Source organism: Streptomyces sp. NPDC026575, from assembly GCF_055567415.1.
Genome location: NZ_JBVHQM010000035.1, coordinates 1 through 14,944, shown reverse-complemented (window position 1 = coordinate 14,944; position 14,944 = coordinate 1). Strand labels below are relative to the sequence as shown.

12 protein-coding genes are annotated in these 14,944 nt (G+C 72.9%); 2 read left to right on the top strand and 10 right to left on the bottom strand.

The genetic code is table 11. The features are described 5' to 3' along the window. The first annotated feature begins 131 nt into the window (after positions 1 to 131). Together ACZ4NB_RS33915 and ACZ4NB_RS33910 are read left to right on the top strand one after the other, a co-directional pair. The gene (locus tag ACZ4NB_RS33915) at positions 132 to 1,382 is read left to right on the top strand and encodes a DUF6777 domain-containing protein (RefSeq protein ID WP_467666875.1); all 1,251 of its coding nucleotides are present in this window, start codon (positions 132 to 134) and stop codon (positions 1,380 to 1,382) included. A gap of 189 nt (positions 1,383 to 1,571) precedes the next feature. Further along, positions 1,572 to 2,747 (top strand): L,D-transpeptidase, encoded by a 1,176-nt coding sequence (locus tag ACZ4NB_RS33910; RefSeq protein ID WP_467666874.1) that lies wholly within the window; start codon positions 1,572 to 1,574, stop codon positions 2,745 to 2,747. A gap of 94 nt (positions 2,748 to 2,841) precedes the next feature. Here ACZ4NB_RS33910 and ACZ4NB_RS33905 read toward each other — a convergent pair whose 3' ends face one another. The 10 genes from ACZ4NB_RS33905 to ACZ4NB_RS33860 form a co-directional block, all read right to left on the bottom strand. Continuing rightward, positions 2,842 to 3,894, bottom strand: coding sequence for an aldo/keto reductase (locus ACZ4NB_RS33905; RefSeq protein ID WP_467666873.1), 1,053 nt, complete (start codon positions 3,892 to 3,894; stop codon positions 2,842 to 2,844). A 208-nt stretch (positions 3,895 to 4,102) separates the two neighbouring features. Continuing rightward, complete coding sequence (locus ACZ4NB_RS33900) at positions 4,103 to 6,160, bottom strand: phosphocholine-specific phospholipase C (protein WP_467666872.1); 2,058 nt, start codon at positions 6,158 to 6,160, stop codon at positions 4,103 to 4,105. Between the two features lie 250 nt (positions 6,161 to 6,410). Then, the gene (locus ACZ4NB_RS33895) at positions 6,411 to 7,709 is read right to left on the bottom strand and encodes an MFS transporter (RefSeq protein WP_467666871.1); all 1,299 of its coding nucleotides are present in this window, start codon (positions 7,707 to 7,709) and stop codon (positions 6,411 to 6,413) included. Beyond that, positions 7,706 to 8,914: a PLP-dependent cysteine synthase family protein gene (locus tag ACZ4NB_RS33890; protein WP_467666870.1), complete on the bottom strand. Its 1,209-nt coding sequence runs from the start codon at positions 8,912 to 8,914 to the stop codon at positions 7,706 to 7,708. Before ACZ4NB_RS33890 ends, ACZ4NB_RS33895 begins: the two co-directional genes overlap by 4 nt. Positions 8,915 to 9,017: 103 nt before the next feature. Continuing rightward, entirely contained in the window at positions 9,018 to 9,482 is a 465-nt protein-coding gene (locus ACZ4NB_RS33885; protein WP_467666869.1) for a hypothetical protein, read from the bottom strand. Positions 9,483 to 9,597: 115 nt separating this feature from the next. Next, a complete protein-coding gene (locus ACZ4NB_RS33880) occupies positions 9,598 to 10,044 on the bottom strand; it encodes a hypothetical protein (RefSeq protein WP_467666868.1) in 447 nt (148 codons plus the stop codon). Between the two features lie 199 nt (positions 10,045 to 10,243). After that, the gene (locus ACZ4NB_RS33875) at positions 10,244 to 10,780 is read right to left on the bottom strand and encodes an ATP-binding protein (RefSeq protein ID WP_467666867.1); all 537 of its coding nucleotides are present in this window, start codon (positions 10,778 to 10,780) and stop codon (positions 10,244 to 10,246) included. A 178-nt stretch (positions 10,781 to 10,958) separates the two neighbouring features. Then, a complete protein-coding gene (locus tag ACZ4NB_RS33870; RefSeq protein WP_467666866.1) occupies positions 10,959 to 13,070 on the bottom strand; it encodes a xanthine dehydrogenase family protein molybdopterin-binding subunit in 2,112 nt (703 codons plus the stop codon). Positions 13,071 to 13,154: 84 nt separating this feature from the next. Next, positions 13,155 to 14,177 carry an FAD binding domain-containing protein gene (locus ACZ4NB_RS33865; RefSeq protein WP_467666865.1) on the bottom strand — a complete coding sequence of 341 codons (1,023 nt, stop codon included), beginning with the start codon at positions 14,175 to 14,177 and terminating at the stop codon, positions 13,155 to 13,157. Continuing rightward, complete coding sequence (locus tag ACZ4NB_RS33860) at positions 14,174 to 14,881, bottom strand: (2Fe-2S)-binding protein (protein WP_467666864.1); 708 nt, start codon at positions 14,879 to 14,881, stop codon at positions 14,174 to 14,176. The genes ACZ4NB_RS33865 and ACZ4NB_RS33860 overlap by 4 nt, the downstream gene beginning before the upstream one ends. Between the last annotated feature and the right edge of the window lie 63 nt (positions 14,882 to 14,944).

Genomic DNA, 14,944 nt, shown 5'->3' with positions numbered 1-14,944 from the left:
AAGCACGCCGTGTACCGCCCCGCTTGCGGAGAGTGCCGGACCCGAGCACACAATGTCCTAGACACCAACAAACCAGGGCAATTCACTTGGCCGCTTGGCCCGGTGGCCCTTACGCGCCGGAAGAGGGACCCGTGACATCGCCACCGTCGCCCGACAGTCGCCCGACCGGGCCGCCGGCCGGCCCGCTCAAGCCGTCCGGCACCCCGCACGAGCCGACACGGGTCGACACACCGCAGCCGCGGACCGAGGCCGGGGGCCCGACTCCCCCGCCCCGCGGTCCCGGCAAGGGGGGCGGCGGCGGTGGCGGCGGTGGCGAGCCCGGGGGCGGCGGCCCCTGGTGGCGGTCCGCACCACGGGTCGCGATCATCGCGGCCGCCGTGGTCGCGGCCGTCATCCTCACCTTCGTCCTCACCCGTCCGAACGGCGCCGGCGCGGCCGAGATCTTCGCCGAACCGGCCGGCTCGACCGGTCGGGACCCCCTGACGGATTCCACCGCGACCGAGTCCGCCCCCGCCCCGTCCGCGACCCCCCGAAAGCCGGTGAAGGGCACCAACAGCAATATCTCCGGTGCGATGCCCGGCCTCTACGGCGGTACACAGAACAGCGCGAGCTGCGACATCGAGAAGCAGATCCGATTCCTGGGCAGCGTCCCCGCGAAGAACCGGGCGTTCGCCACCGTCGTGGGCCAGGCCCCGGAGAACGTCCCGGCCTATCTGCGGTCGCTGACGCCCGTACAGCTGCGCTACGACACCCGGGTCACCAACTACGGCTACAAGGACGGCAAGGCATACCCCTTCCAGTCGGTGCTCCAGGCCGGCACCGCGGTCCTGGTCGACGCGTACGGGGTACCGCGGGTGCGCTGCAAGTGCGGGAACCCGCTGACCAAGCCCCGGGCGCTGAGCGGGGCGAAGACGGTCGGCCACCCGTGGCCCGGCTACCGGCCCACCAACGCGGTCGTCGTGAAGCCCTCGAAGAAGGCGGTCCACGCGTTCACCCTGTGCGACCCGAAGACGGGCAACTGGTTCAAGCGCCCCAAGGGCGCCGAGGGCCCCAACGAGGACCGCCCGACCGCCCCGCCCACCGAGACCCCCAGCGGTCCCACCACCGAGTCCCCGCCGACGGGGTCGTCACCCCCGACCGGCGAGAGCCCCACCGGGGAGACCGGCACCACGACATCGGGGCCCGGCACGTCGGACACCGGCACCGCCCCCGGGACCACCGGCGGGCCCGGCACCACCGGCGGGACGCCCGAGCCGCCCACCGGCGGGACCACCGGGGACTCCTCGCCCGGCGTCGAGCAACCACCGGGTGGCGGGACTCCCGGCAGCAGCGGGTCCCCCGGCAGTCTTCCGCACTCCGAGGGCACGGCGCCGGCGAGCTGACGCCCCGCCCGGCGCCCGCGCCGCACACCTTCGATACCGAACCGTGTCCTGAATATTCGGTGCACCGGACAACCACCACAGCGGACAGACCCTCTGCATTTGCGGCGGGTGCATCGGCGGCCTTCGACGGTCACGCCCTCACAGGGCCGGGCCCCGCCGACGCCCGTCGTCTGCTTTGGAGGGACCCCCGTGCACGCCGCACCCCGTCGCCACCCCGCTCGGTTGATACCCGCCCTGATAGCGGCGGCCGGCCTGCTGACCGCGTGTGGGGCGGGTGCCGACTCGTCGAAGGCGTCCGCGCCGGAGGCCAAGGTGACCGTCACCCCGGCCGCGGGCACCAAGTCGGCCAAGCTCGGCTCGCCGATATCCGTGCGGGCCGACCGCGGAAAGCTCACCTCGGTCGAGGTCAAGGACGACAAGGGCGGCGAGGTCACCGGGCGGCTGGCCGGTGACGGCGCGTCATGGACGTCGGACGGCAAGGTCAGGCCGCAGACCACCTACACCGTCAAGACCAAGGCGAAGTCGGCGGAGGGCAAGGAGTCCGCCGCCACCTCGGTCTTCACCACCGAGCAGGCCGACAAGGTCAACAAGCTCACCAACACCCCGGGCGGCGGGCAGACCGTCGGCACCGGAATGCCGATATCGATCCTCTTCGACAACCCGGTGGCCGAGGACAAGCGCGCCGACATCGAGAAGGCGCTGAAGGTCACCACCCAGCCGAAGGTCGAGGGCTCCTGGGGCTGGGTCAAGGACTGGAGCGGCAAGAACCGCATCGACTGGCGCCCGAAGGACTACTGGCCGACCGGCACCAAGGTCTCCGTCAAGGGCGCGCTGGGCGGTATCGACTCCGGCGCCGGCGGCTGGTTCGCCCGGGACTACGACTTCGGATTCACCATCGGCGCCGACCACAAGGCCGTCATCGACGTTCCCTCGCACACCCTGACGATGTACGAGAACGGCAAGAACGTCGGCACCATCTCCGGCTCCGCGGGCTCCCCGCAGGACCCGACCCGCGGCGGGGTGCACACCGTACGCAGCAAGAACGCGGCCGAGACCATGGACTCCTCCACCATCGGCCACGGCGACGAGTGGATGCTGGACTCCAAGTGGGTCACCCACCTCACCGCCTCCGGGACCTTCCTGCACTCCGCCCCGTGGAACAAGCAGATCGGTGTGGTCAACAACAGCCACGGCTGCTTCGGCATGACCACCGAGGACGCCAAGAAGGTCTACGACTTCCTGTCGATCGGCTCCACCGTCGAGGTGAAGGGCACCAGCAACCCCAACAAGACCGATGTCGGCAACGGCCTGGAGGTCTGGCAGGAGACCTGGCAGCAGTGGCAGCAGCGCAGCGCGCTGAAGTAGCCCCCGCCTCCCTCCCCGCACACGCCGCCGCCCGGACCGCCGGGCGGCGGCGTGTGCCGTGAGCGGCCCCCGCTACACGGGACGCGGCCCGCGGTCAGCGGACCTCGGTCGTCGTCCGGCGGTACGTCGAGCGCCGGTCCTCGATGTCGGCCCAGCGGTCGCCGTAGACGTTCTCGACGATGCCCGGTGCCCGCAGGAAGTCGTGCGGGAAGCCCAGCGGCACCGCGCTCACCGCGTCCAGCCGCGCCAGCGCGTCGGCGTCCAGCTCGACGTCGACGCTCGCGAGGTTGTCGGCGAGCTGGCTCTCCTTGGTGGCGCCGATGAGGGGGACGACGTTGCCGGGACGGCTGAGCAGCCACGCCAGCGCCACCTGCGCCGGGCTCCAGCCGCCCTGCTCGGCAACCTCCAGCACCGCGGTGACGGTCTCCTCCGCGCGGTGGTCCGGCGCGGCGCTCTCGACGGTGTCCAGCCGGCCCGTCTGGCCGCTGCGGTACTTGCCGGTGAGCCGGCCGGCCGCGAGCGGCGCCCAGGCCAGCACGGCCAGGTCGAAGGCGCGGGCCTGCGGCAGCAGTTCCCGCTCCGGCGTGCGCTCCAGCAGGTTGTAGTGCAGCTGCGAGCCCGCGAACGCGGTCCAACCGCGCAGTTCGGCCAGGGTGTTGGCCTGCGCGATCTCCCAGGCCGGCCAGTCGGAGACGCCGACGTAGCTCACCTTGCCGGCGCGCACCAGGTCGTCGAGCGCCCGCATGACCTCCTCGACCGGGGTGAAGTTGTCCCGTGCGTGCACCCACAGCACGTCGAGGTGGTCGGTGCGCAGCCGGGCGAGGCTCTCCTCCACCGAACGGACCAGGCTCTTGCGGTGGTTGCCCGCGGAGTTGACCTCGCCCTTGCGGGTCGCGCAGGTGTACTTGGACGCCAGCACGAAGCTGTCCCGGCGGCCTTCGAGCAGCTCCCCCACGATCCGCTCGGCCGAGCCGCCGGCGTAGTTGTTGGCGGTGTCGACGAAGTTGCCGCCGGCGTCCGCGTAGGCGTCCAGGATGCGGCGACTGGTCTCCTTGGCGGCGCCCCACCCCTCCTCGCCGAAGGTCATGGTCCCCAGGCACAGCTCGCTCACCCGCAGACCGGTCCTGCCGAACAGTGTGTAGCGCACGGTTTTCCCCTCGTCTCCTCGCTCGACGTGTGGCTTCACGCTAGGAGCTGGAGCGCGCTTGAACGCAAGTCGCGCGCGACCGCGGGGGCCCGTTCACGAGTGCGGGCGAGCCGGGGCAGCAGGCGGGCCCCGGCCCCGCACCCCTGGGAACGCCGTGCGCGCGGCGTTCCTTCGGGGAGCGGGCCCGGGGCCCGGAGCTTCCGGTGCGTCAGCCGGTGATGATCGCCGGGTCGCTCACGCCGACCGCGCCGGTCTCCACGTGCCCCGCGAGGCGCCGCAGGTACGTGCGGTCGGTGTCGGACACCACGGTCAGGTCGTACCAGCGCTTGCTCGCGCGCAGGTCCACGGTGTGCTCGACGGTGGCGCCGGCGCGCACCTTGAACGTCTCCTTGGCGCCGCCGTACGCGTGGGTGAGGGTGAGGTTGCAGTCGGCGCTGCCGGCGTTCTTCAGGGTCAGCTTGAGGTTGCCGCTCGCCTTGTCGTGGCGCGCCGTCACCTCGGGGCCGGCGGTCTTGCCGGGGCCCTGGAAGGTCCGCAGGAAGCCGTTCGGGCCGAACACCGACAGGTCGTAGGCGCCCTTGGAGTACTTGGTGTTCCAGGTGTCGGAGAGCTTCTTGCCCTTCTCCGTGGTGTACGTCCAGGGTCCGTCGGTGCGGTTGCCGGACCGGACGTGGAAGCACGCGCCGGCCGCGTCACCCGCGCTGAAGGTGAGGGTGAACTTCCCGGCGGCCGGGTCCGCGGCGCCGTCCACCAGCGGGGCGTAGGGCAGCGGCCGGGTGGGGCGCGAGCCGGCCTCCTGCTTGGGCAGGGCGGGGTTGGCGGGCGGCTTGGGGAGGTAGTCGGGGTGCCGCTCGTGGTCCGGCGGCTGGTAGCCGTCGGTGTCCGGGAGCCGCTTGGGGTCGGTGTCCTTGCCGGCGAAGTCGAAGGCGGAGGTGAGGTCGCCGCAGATGGCCCGCCGCCACGGCGAGATGTTCGGCTCCTGCACGCCGAACCGCCGCTCCATGAACCGGATGATCGACGTGTGGTCGAAGACCTCGGAGTTCACGAAGCCGCCGGTGCTCCACGGCGAGACGACGATCATCGGCACGCGCTGGCCCAGGCCGTAGTGCCCGGCGGAGTACGACGCGTTGCCCGGGAAGTAGTCCAGGGCGGTGTCCACGGTGGACAGGCCCTGCGCCGCGGAGGACGGCACGTACGGCGGAACGATGTGGTCGAAGTAGCCGTCGTTCTCGTCGTAGGTGATGAACAGGGCGGTCTTGCTCCACACCTCGGGGTTGGACGTCAGCGCGTCCAGGACCTGCGAGATGTACCAGGCGCCGTAGTTCACCGGCCAGTTGGGGTGCTCCGAGAATGCCTCGGGGGCGGCTATGTAGGAGACCTGCGGCAGCTTCCCGGCCTTCACATCGGCCTTGAGCACGTCGAAGTAGCCGTCGCCGGCCTTGGCGTTGGTTCCGGTGCGCGCCTTGTCGAAGAGCGGCTCGCCGGGCTTGGCGTTGCGGTACTTGTTGAAGAACAGCAGCGAGTTGTCGCCGTAGTTGCCGCGGTAGGCGTCGTCGATCCAGCCCCACTTGCCGGCCGCGTCCAGGCCGTCACCGATGTCCTGGTAGACCTTCCAGGAGATCCCGGCCGCTTCCAGGCGCTCGGCGTAGGTCGTCCAGTCGTAGCCCAGCTCCTGGTTTCCCAGGACCGGCCCGCCGCCCTTGCCGTCGTTGCCCACGTGCCCCGAGAGCATGTAGTAGCGGTTGGGGTCGGTGGCGCCCATGAACGAGCAGTGGTAGGCGTCGCAGATCGTGAAGGCGTCGGCGAGCGCGTAGTGGAACGGGATGTCCTGCCGCTTGAGGTAGGCCATGGTGCGGTCGCTCTTGGCCGGCACCCACTGGTCGTAGGCGCCGTTGTGGAACGCCTTGTGGCCGCCCGCCCAGTCGTGGTCGAGGCCGGCGATGAACTGCATGCCGAGGTCCTCGGCGTCCGGGTGGAAGGGCAGCACCTCCTTGCCGCCGTCCGGCTGGTTCCAGACGGGCTTGCCGCTGGGCAGCGTCACCGGGCGCGGGTCACCGAAGCCGCGGACGCCCTTCATGGTGCCGAAGTAGTGGTCGAAAGAACGGTTCTCCTGCATCAGCACCACGACATGCTCGATGTCGTTGATGGAGCCGGAGAGTCGCTTGGCGGGGATGGCGGCGGCGCGGGCGATGCTGCTCGACAGTGCGGAGGCACCCGCGGTGGCGCCGGCGATCTGGAGGAAACGCCGCCGATTGAGTTCAGGCATGAGTCCGAGGACCTCTTCGGGTGTGTGGGGAAGCTGGCGATATTGGGGGCGCTGCTGTGCCGTCTTGTGAGGGGCTGTGGCGAAACCACGGCCAGCAGAGTGTTCCAAGAGGACCGAGTGTCAGGGAAGGGGGGGTGTCGCACATGTGACAGACGGCGGTACGCGCGCCGAACTCGCGAGCGTGCCGCGACGGTCCGTACGGCGGTGGTGGCCCCGTGCCGTCGCGCACCGGGGCCACCACCGCCCGCACTCATCGGGCCGGCGCCACCTCCAGCCCGACGGCCCGGGTCAGCCGGCCCGTGCGGTGCAGTCCGTACAGCGCGGCGCCGCAGGCCGCCCCGAGTGCGGGCAGGACGAGCCAGGGCAGGGCGGGCAGCCCGGCCGACCTGGAGGCGTCCAACGCGGCGCCGGTGAGCAGATTGCCCAGGGTGATGCCGATCCCGCAGATGGTGTTGTAGAGCCCGTAGTGGGTGGCGACCAGGCGGTCACCGCAGAGCCGGACGATGGTGTCCATCTCGAACGGGTAGGTGATCATCGTGCCGAGGGCGAGCAGCAGCGCGCAGAGCGCCGGCGGAACGGCCGCCAGCGCCCAGCGGGCCGGACCCGGTGCCGGCACCGGCAGTGCGGTGGCCGCCAGCAGCGGCAGGAAGGCCAGACCCATGGTCAGCAGCCCCCAGGCGAGGGCGCGTCCGGCCGGCATCCGGGCCTTGCACCACCGGGTCACCCGGGTCTGGCCCAGGATCGTGCTCAGCCCCGACACCGCGAACAGCACGGCCACCGCCGCCGTCCCCGACTCCCCCTCGCCGGCCAGCCGCCGCACCTCCAGCGGAAGCGCCAGATAGACCTGGAACGACAGCACATACGAGCCGATCATGGCTCCCGAGAACAGCAGGAACGGCCGGTTGGCCAGCACCCCGCGCCACTGGGACAGCACGCCCCTGCGCCGGCCGGCGCCGTCCGTTTGCGCGGACCCGCCGTCCCAGGACGGCAGCGCGCGGATCTGCACCGCGCTCAGCACCGCGAAGATCCCCGCCGACACCAGGCAGGTGACCCGGAAGTCGACGCCGGTCAGCACCATGCCCACCAGCGGGCCGAGCAGGATCCCCGCCTGGTAGAAGACGTTGAACAGCGCGAACGCCTCCAGTCTGCGCTCCCCCGCCGCGGCGGCCAGATACGCCCGTACCGCCGGGTTGAACAGCGCCCCGGCAAGGCCGGTGGCCGCGGACGCCGCCAGCAGCGCGGTCAGCGAGTCCACCAGCCCGAGCGTGGCGAAGCCGACCGTGCGCAGCACACAGCCGGCCACGATCAGCGGCTTGTAGCCGAACCGGTCGGCCAGGGTGCCGCCGACCAGGAACATGCCCTGCTGGCTGAAGTTGCGTACGCCCAGCACCAGGCCGACCAGCCAGCCGGCCAGGCCCAGGGTGCCGGACAGATGCCCGGCCAGATACGGCATCAGCATGTAGAAGCCGAGATTGATGGTGAACTGATTGACCATCAGCAACTGGACGCTGCGGTCGTAGGAACGCACCTGCGCGAGCGTGCCGGTCACCGGACCACCTCCCGCGGCGCGTCGGCGGGCGGGCGACCGGCGGCGTCGGTGCGCCCCGGCACCGGCGGTCCGGGCGGGGCGAGCGGATCCACCACGTCGGCGCACCGGCTCCAGACGGTGACCTCACGCTCGTCCGCGCGCCCCAGCGTCTGCGGCGCGTCCGCCGGCGGGGTGTCCAGCAGGCCGTTGGCGGCGCAGTACTCGTCGTCGTACACCGTGCTCAGATAGCGCTGCGGCCCGTCCGGGAAGATCGCCGCGATACGGGTGCCGGCCGGCTGGACGCGGCTTTGCCAGGCGGCGACCAGCGCGACCGCGCCGACGCTCCAGCCGCCGGTGGCGTAGTGCGAGGAGGCCAACCGGCGGCAGGTCCACACCGCTTCGCCCGGGGCGACCCAGTGCACCTCGCTGAACTGGTCGTAGGCGACATTGCGCGGATAGATGCTCGACCCCAGCCCGCGCATGAGCCGGGGGCGGGCGGGCTGGCCGAAGATCGTCGAGCCGATGGTGTCGACCCCGACGAGCCGCAGCTCCGGGTAGAGCTGGCGCAGCACCCGCGACACCCCTGCGGAGTGCCCGCCGGTGCCCACGCTGCACACCAGGACGTCGATATGGCCCAGCTGGGAGGCGAGTTCGAGGGCCAGCGGCAGATAGGCGGTGGTGTTGTCGGGGTTGTTGTACTGGTCGGGGCACCACGACCCGGGGTGCGCGGCGAGCAGTTCGCTCACCCGGTCGCGGCGGGCCTGCTGCCAGCCGCCGGAGGGATGCGGTTCGGGGACCAGCTCGACCTGGGCGCCGTAGGCGGTCAGCAGACGGGTCATCGAGGGCTCCAGGCCGGGGTCGGTGACCAGGCTGACCGGATGGCCGTGGACCATTCCGGCCAGCGCCAGGCCGAGCCCGAGGGTGCCGCTGGTGGATTCGATGATCCGGGCGCCGGGCCGCAGCTCACCGCGGGCGCGGGCGCGTTCGACCATGTGGAGGCCCGGCCGGTCCTTGATGCCGCCCGGGTTGCGGCCCTCCAGCTTCGCCCAGAAGCCGCGGCCGGGCGGGGTGAGCGGCTCGGAGATGTGCAGGACGGGGGTGTTGCCGACCAGGCCGGGGATGCCGGCGGCGGGACCCGGGGCGCCCGGGTCGGTGGTGACGCCGAGGGGCGGGAGGTCCGGGATCCCGAAGGGGCCGGAGCCGGCTGCCGTGGAAACAGAGTGCATGATTCGCTCTCGCTACGGTGTGGGGAGTGACAGGGACGCTCGTCTGGCGTCGCCCGCGGTGGGCCCGACGGCGCCACCGCGCGGCGGGACGCGGCCGCGGCTCCTATATCCGGCACCGGCACAGGGCGGCGAGGGTGGACCGGCCGTCGCACACCGGTCTGCGGGACCCGACGGCGCTCCGGGGCGCCGGCCGCCGCACGGCGATGGCGGATGCGGGCACCCCCAGGACCGCAGGGGCGGCGCCCTGCGGCTCCGGGGCCGTCCGGCCCTGCGTGACATGGCCCGGCGCGCCGGGTCCGCACTCGGCGGCGGAGTGCCCGTCGTCCGTCGCGGCCGGCACCGCGGCCGCGGGCTCGGACCACGCCGACGCCACGGCCGCCGGTACGGCCACATGGTGGTGCCCGTCCGCACCGTCGGCACACGGCAGCAGCACGGACAGCAGCCCGACGGCGAGGAGGAGAGGGAACGTCGGCCGGACGGTGCGGCGCAGCGCGGAACGAACCGGTGATCGGGGCGCGGGGCGGAACGTCGACGTCAGGCGAACGCGATACGGGGTGGGGGCGGGCACGGGTCCTCCGAGAGGCTGCCGCCGCCGCGTCGCAGCAGAGCAGGCGAACGCGCACGCGGGCAGGCGAAGTCAGCAGGGCGTGAACCGGAATTGGCCGGAAACCGGGCCTGCTGCTCTAGACCTGCTGAACGACGGAGCCCGCGGCACCGCTCAAGGGTGGAGGCGCGGCGGCGGGACGCGGGGGCGGACCGGAGCGGCCCTGGGGCGGCGCGTGCCAGGAGGAGCCCGCCAGGGGCTTGGCGCAGGGAGGCGCCACCGAAGTGCCCTGCTGCGGCGGCGCCGACACACACAGCTCGTGGGAGTGCTGACCCGGGTCTCCGGGGTGGCCCGGGTGCTCGGAGCGGCCGCCGTCCTCGGATGCGAGCCAGCCGCCGGATTCCACGGCGGCGGCCGGGGCGGCCGCGATCGGCACCGCGCTCACCAGATGCCCTTCGGCGCTCTCCGCCCGCGCACCGTGCGCGACCAGCACGCTGATCAGCAACGCGGCCAGCCACAGCAGACGAAACGGAACCGCCGAACCGCGGTTCCGCACCCTGCCGTTGAACCAACGGGCCGTTGCCATGCCACGATCGTAACCGGGGCGGGCGGCCGCCGGCGGTAGGCCGGTGCCCGCCAGACGGTTATCGGCCTGCCGGCGAGGCGCGCCGGCGATGACCGCCCACGCCTCGCCACCTCATCTCACCGAGGGCTCACCGGTCTCGCCGGGGGCACATCGGCCCCACTGCCCCTGCGGACACGCCCCTCTCCCCGATGAGGGCGCATCAGGCGAACGACACCGCGGGCGAGGCCGCCGGTGCCGCCCCGTCGGCCGTGGCCCCGGCGGCCGGCTCGCCCAGCGGCTCCACCGGGACGGCCGGCTGCCCCTTCGCGTCGGGCACACTGCGCAGCGGGGCCTGGCTCGTCAGACGGACCTTGCGGGTCTCCTCGACCCGTCGGGTGAACCAGATGACCTTGCCGTCCGCGGTCCCACAGGTGCCCCAGCTGTCGCTCAGCGCCGCCACCGTCGACAGTCCGCCACCGCCGGCGCTGCGCAGCTTGGGCAACCGTGGGCCCTCGTCCGCGACGGAGGCCGTCAGATGGCGTCCGGACCAGCGGAGTTCGACGACGCAGCGGGCGTCCGGGCCGATATGGCGATGGACGTTGGTCAGGAGTTCCGCCACTCCCCGGCATACGGGCGGAATATGCAGCTCAAGATTCCAGTACCGCAGGTGCGCGGCCAGAATCCGCTGGATCTGCGGCACACGCTCCGCCGAGGCATGCAGTTCGACCGTGTAGTGCCGGTCGCTGGGAAGTGTCATGTCGTGGCTCCTCACCGCGAGGCTCACGCCCTCACCTCGTTGGACCAACGAACCCCGAACACGAAGAGTGAGCATTTATCACGTATGGGTCATTTGTCATGGTGTCCCGACGGCGAGGCTTCCGCAACAGATCTTGGGCCACCGGAGTCCCGCACCGCCCTCGTCCGCCCCCGCCGCCTCACAGATGCGGCAGGAGCTTGTCGGGCGTGAGCGGCAGATCGCGCAAGCGGACGCCGATGGCGTGCCGTACGGCGTTGGCGACGGCCGCGGCGGTGCCGACGATGCCGATCTCCCCGATGCCCTTGCTGCCCATGGGGTTGAGATGCGGATCCTCCTCGTCCAGCCAGTGCGCCTCGATCCGCGGGACATCGGCGCAGGCCGGCACGTGGTACGAGGCCAGATCGCACTCCGCGAAGTCGCCGAAGGCGGGGTCCAGACCGCTGCCCTCCATGAGGGCCATCCCCAGCCCCATGGTCATACCGCCGATGAACTGCGAGCGCGCCGTACGGGAGTTGAGGATCCGCCCGGCCGCGAACACGCCCAGCAGCCGGCGCACCCGGATCTCCCCGGTGACGGTGTCGACCTGGACCTCCGCGAAGGTGGCGCCGAAGGAGTGCCGGGCGTACGGGGACCGCTCGGCCGTCTCCTGACGGGTGTCCGCGGTGACCGTGAACCCGTCGGACGGGAGCGGCCCGACATGGTCGCGCAGCCGGGCCCGCAGCCCCGTACACGCCTTGTGCACGGCCCAGCCCCACGATCCGGTGCCCGCCGAGCCGCCGGCCAGCAGCGCGGGCGGCAGATCGCTGCTGCCGATCTCGATACCGACCCGGTCCTCCGGTACGCCCAGCGCGGCGGCGGCGACCTGCGCCAGGACGGTGCGGGCGCCGGTGCCGATATCGGTGGCGTTCACGCGGATGCGGAAACCGCCGTCGGCGGCCGCGTGCGCCTCGGCCTCGGAGGCCGCCTGGAAGACGGGGTAGGTGGCCGAGGCGACGCCGGTGCCCAGCAGCAGGCGGCCTTCCGGCCGTACGGCCGGCCGCGGATCGCGCGGCTGCCAACCGAAGCGCCGGGCGCCCTCCCGAAGGCAGCCCACGAGGTGCCGGCTGCTGAAGGCGCGGTCGCTGTCCGGCTCGGTGTCCGGCTCGTTGCGCATCCGCAGTTCGACGGGGTCGATGTCCAAGAGGACGGCGAGTTCGTCGACGGCCGACTCCAGGGCGTACATGCCGGGGGCCTCGCCCGGTGCGCGCATCCACGAGGGAGTCGGCACGTCGAGCGGGACGACACGGTGCACGGTGCGGCTGTTGGGCGAGGTGTACATGACGCGCCCCGGGACCGCGGCCTGCTCCACGAACTCCTTGACGGTGGAGGTGTGGGTGGCGATCTCGTGCGCGAGGGCGGTGATGACTCCGTCCTCGCCGGCCCCGATGCGCACCCGCTGGACGGTCGGTGCGCGATGCCCGACGACGGCCGGCATCTGGCGGCGCGGCAGGGACAGTTTGACCGGCCGCCCCGTGTGCCGGGCGGCCATCGCGGCGAGTACGACCTGCGGGCGCGGTGTGCCCTTGGAGCCGAAGCCGCCGCCGACGTGCTCGGAGACGACGGTGACATCGCTCGTGTCCAGTGCGAACAGCGCGGCCAGGTCCTCGCACACCCTGGTGGAGCCCTGGCTGGAGTCATGGACCGTCAGACGGCCGTCGTTCCAGTGGGCGGTAGAGGCGTGCGGTTCCATGGGGTGGTTGTGCAGCGGGGGCACGGTGTAGGTGGCGTCGACGGTGACCGGAGCGGCCGCGAACGCCGCGTCGAAGTCGCCGCGCTCCCGGGTCCCCGGATAGCCGCCGTTGGCCGTCTCCGCCGCGTACAGGCCCGGATGCCCGGCGCTCAGCTGCACGTCGTGCGCGTCGGACTCGTAGGTGACGCGTACCGCCTCGGCGGCGGCGCGGGCGGCTTCGAGGCTGTCCGCGACGGCCAGCGCGACATACCAGCCGCGGTGCGGCACCCGGTCCTCCTGGAGCACCGACAGCGTCGGATCGTCGGCGGCCGCGAGACGGGGCGCGTTCTCATGCGTCAGCACCGCGCACACCCCCGGTAGCGCGAGCGCCCGCGCGGTGTCCACCGCGGTGACCCGGCCACGGGCGACGGTCGCCGGCACCGGCCAGGCGTAGGCGCAGCCCGGCGGGGTGTGTTCGGCCGCGTAACGGGCGGCGCCGGTGACCTTCAGCCGGCCCTCCCGACGGACGAGCGGCGCGCCCAGGGGGTAGGGGGGAGGACCTGACGGGAACTGGGGGGTCATGGCGGCGTCCTTGGGGGGTGGGGGCGGTGAGGAGTGCGGTGGAGGGCCTCGGGGGTGACGGTGCCGTCCGGTCCGCCGGTGCCGTCAACCGGCCGCGGGCGGGTTCGGCGGGTCCGCCGGGTCTGCCGACTCCGCCAGGTCCGACAGCACTCCGACGGCGAGACGGCGGGCCAGGGGGACCTTGAAGCCGTTGTCGCGCAGCGGCCGGGCAGCGCCGAGTTCGGCGTCGGCGGCGCGCTGGAAGGTCACCTCGGTGGCCGGCGCGCCCCGCAGCACCTCCTCGGCCGCCCGGGCGCGCCACGGCCGGTGCGCGAGCCCGCCGAACGCCAGCGCCGCGTGCCGTACGACGCCGTCGCGCACCTCCAGTACGGCGCCGACGGAGACCAGCGCGAAGGCGAACGAGGCACGGTCGCGGGCCTTGCGGTAGCGCGAGCGCGCGCCGGGGCCCGCCGGGGGGAGCTCGACGGCGGTGATCAGCTCGCCGGGCCGGATCACGGTGTCCTGCTCCGGCTGTTCGCCGGGCAGCCGGTGGAAGTCGGTGGCCGGCACACTGCGTTCGCCGTCGGGGCCGTGCAGGTGCACGGTCGCGTCGAGGGCGGCCAGCGCGACCGCCATGTCCGACGGCTGGGTGGCGACGCAGTGTTCGGAGTGGCCCAGTACGGCGAGGTCGCGATGCGCGCCCTCACGGGCCGGGCAGCCGCTTCCCGGGGCGCGCTTGTTGCAGGGCTTGGAGACGTCCTGGAAGTACAGGCAGCGGGTGCGCTGCAGCAGATTTCCGCCGGTCGTCGCGGTGTTGCGCAACTGCCCGGAGGCACCTGCCAGCAGCGCCTGCGACAGAACCGGGTAGCGGTCGCGTACGGGGGCGGCCGCGGCGAGATCGCTGTTGCGGACCATCGCGCCGATGCGCAGTCGGCCGTCCGGAAGCTCCTCGATACGGTCGAGCGGCAACCGGGTGACGTCGATGAGCAGCCGCGGCGTCTCCACGCCCAGCTTCATCAGGTCGACGAGGTTGGTGCCCCCGCCGAGGAAGCGGGTACCGGGCCGGCCGTCGGCCGCCCGTACGGCCTCCTCGACGCTGGCCACGCGGACGTATCCGAAGGGCTTCACGAGGCCGCCCCCTGACCGGCCGGCCGACCGGCCGCGGCGTCCTTGGCGCTGACGTCCCCGACCGCCTCGACGATCCGGGGGTAGGCGCCGCAGCGGCACAGATTTCCGCTCATCCGCTCGCGGATCTCGTCCTCGCCGAGCTCCACCGGAGCCCCGGGGCCCGCGGTGGCCGGGGTGACGTGGGACGGAAAGCCGTCGGCCGCCTCCGCCAGCACCCCTACGGCCGAGCAGATCTGGCCAGGGGTGCAGTAGCCGCACTGCAGGGCGTCCCGCTCCAGGAACGCCTCCTGGAGCGGGTGCAGCCGCTCCCCCTCGGCCAGGCCCTCGACGGTGACGATCCGCCGGCCGTCCTGTGCCACCGCCAGCAGCAGGCAGCTGTTGGCGCGCCGCCCGTCGACGAGCACCGTGCAGGCGCCGCACTGCCCGTGGTCGCACCCCTTCTTGGCGCCGGTGAGACCGAGGTGCTCACGGAGCGCGTCCAGGAGCGTCGTCCGGTGATCCAGGGTCAGCGGGTGCGCCCGGTTGTTGACATGCAGCTCCAACTCGGACGCCTGACCGGACTCTGGCCAGGCGCCGCCGGAGTCGGCCGGGGCGCTGCCAGGGGAGGCCGGCGGGGCGCTGTCGGCGGTGGCCGGCGACGCGCCGCGGTCGGCCGGTGGTGGGGCGTTGTCGCCGGCGGCCGGCGGATCGTTGGTGGGCTCCACTCGGTCATACCTTCCGGGGTGGGGTGGGGTGGGGTGGGGGGAGGTACACGGTCCTCCGGCTTC

What these genes read in the sequence shown, in the direction of transcription:
- ACZ4NB_RS33870 (WP_467666866.1), bottom strand. Translation starts at nt 13,070, where the DNA reads ATGACCCCCCAGTTCCCGTCAGGTCCTCCCCCCTACCCCCTGGGCGCG.
- ACZ4NB_RS33890 (WP_467666870.1), bottom strand. Translation starts at nt 8,914, where the DNA reads ATGCACTCTGTTTCCACGGCAGCCGGCTCCGGCCCCTTCGGGATCCCG.
- ACZ4NB_RS33900 (WP_467666872.1), bottom strand. Translation starts at nt 6,160, where the DNA reads ATGCCTGAACTCAATCGGCGGCGTTTCCTCCAGATCGCCGGCGCCACC.
- ACZ4NB_RS33880 (WP_467666868.1), bottom strand. Translation starts at nt 10,044, where the DNA reads ATGGCAACGGCCCGTTGGTTCAACGGCAGGGTGCGGAACCGCGGTTCG.
- ACZ4NB_RS33875 (WP_467666867.1), bottom strand. Translation starts at nt 10,780, where the DNA reads ATGACACTTCCCAGCGACCGGCACTACACGGTCGAACTGCATGCCTCG.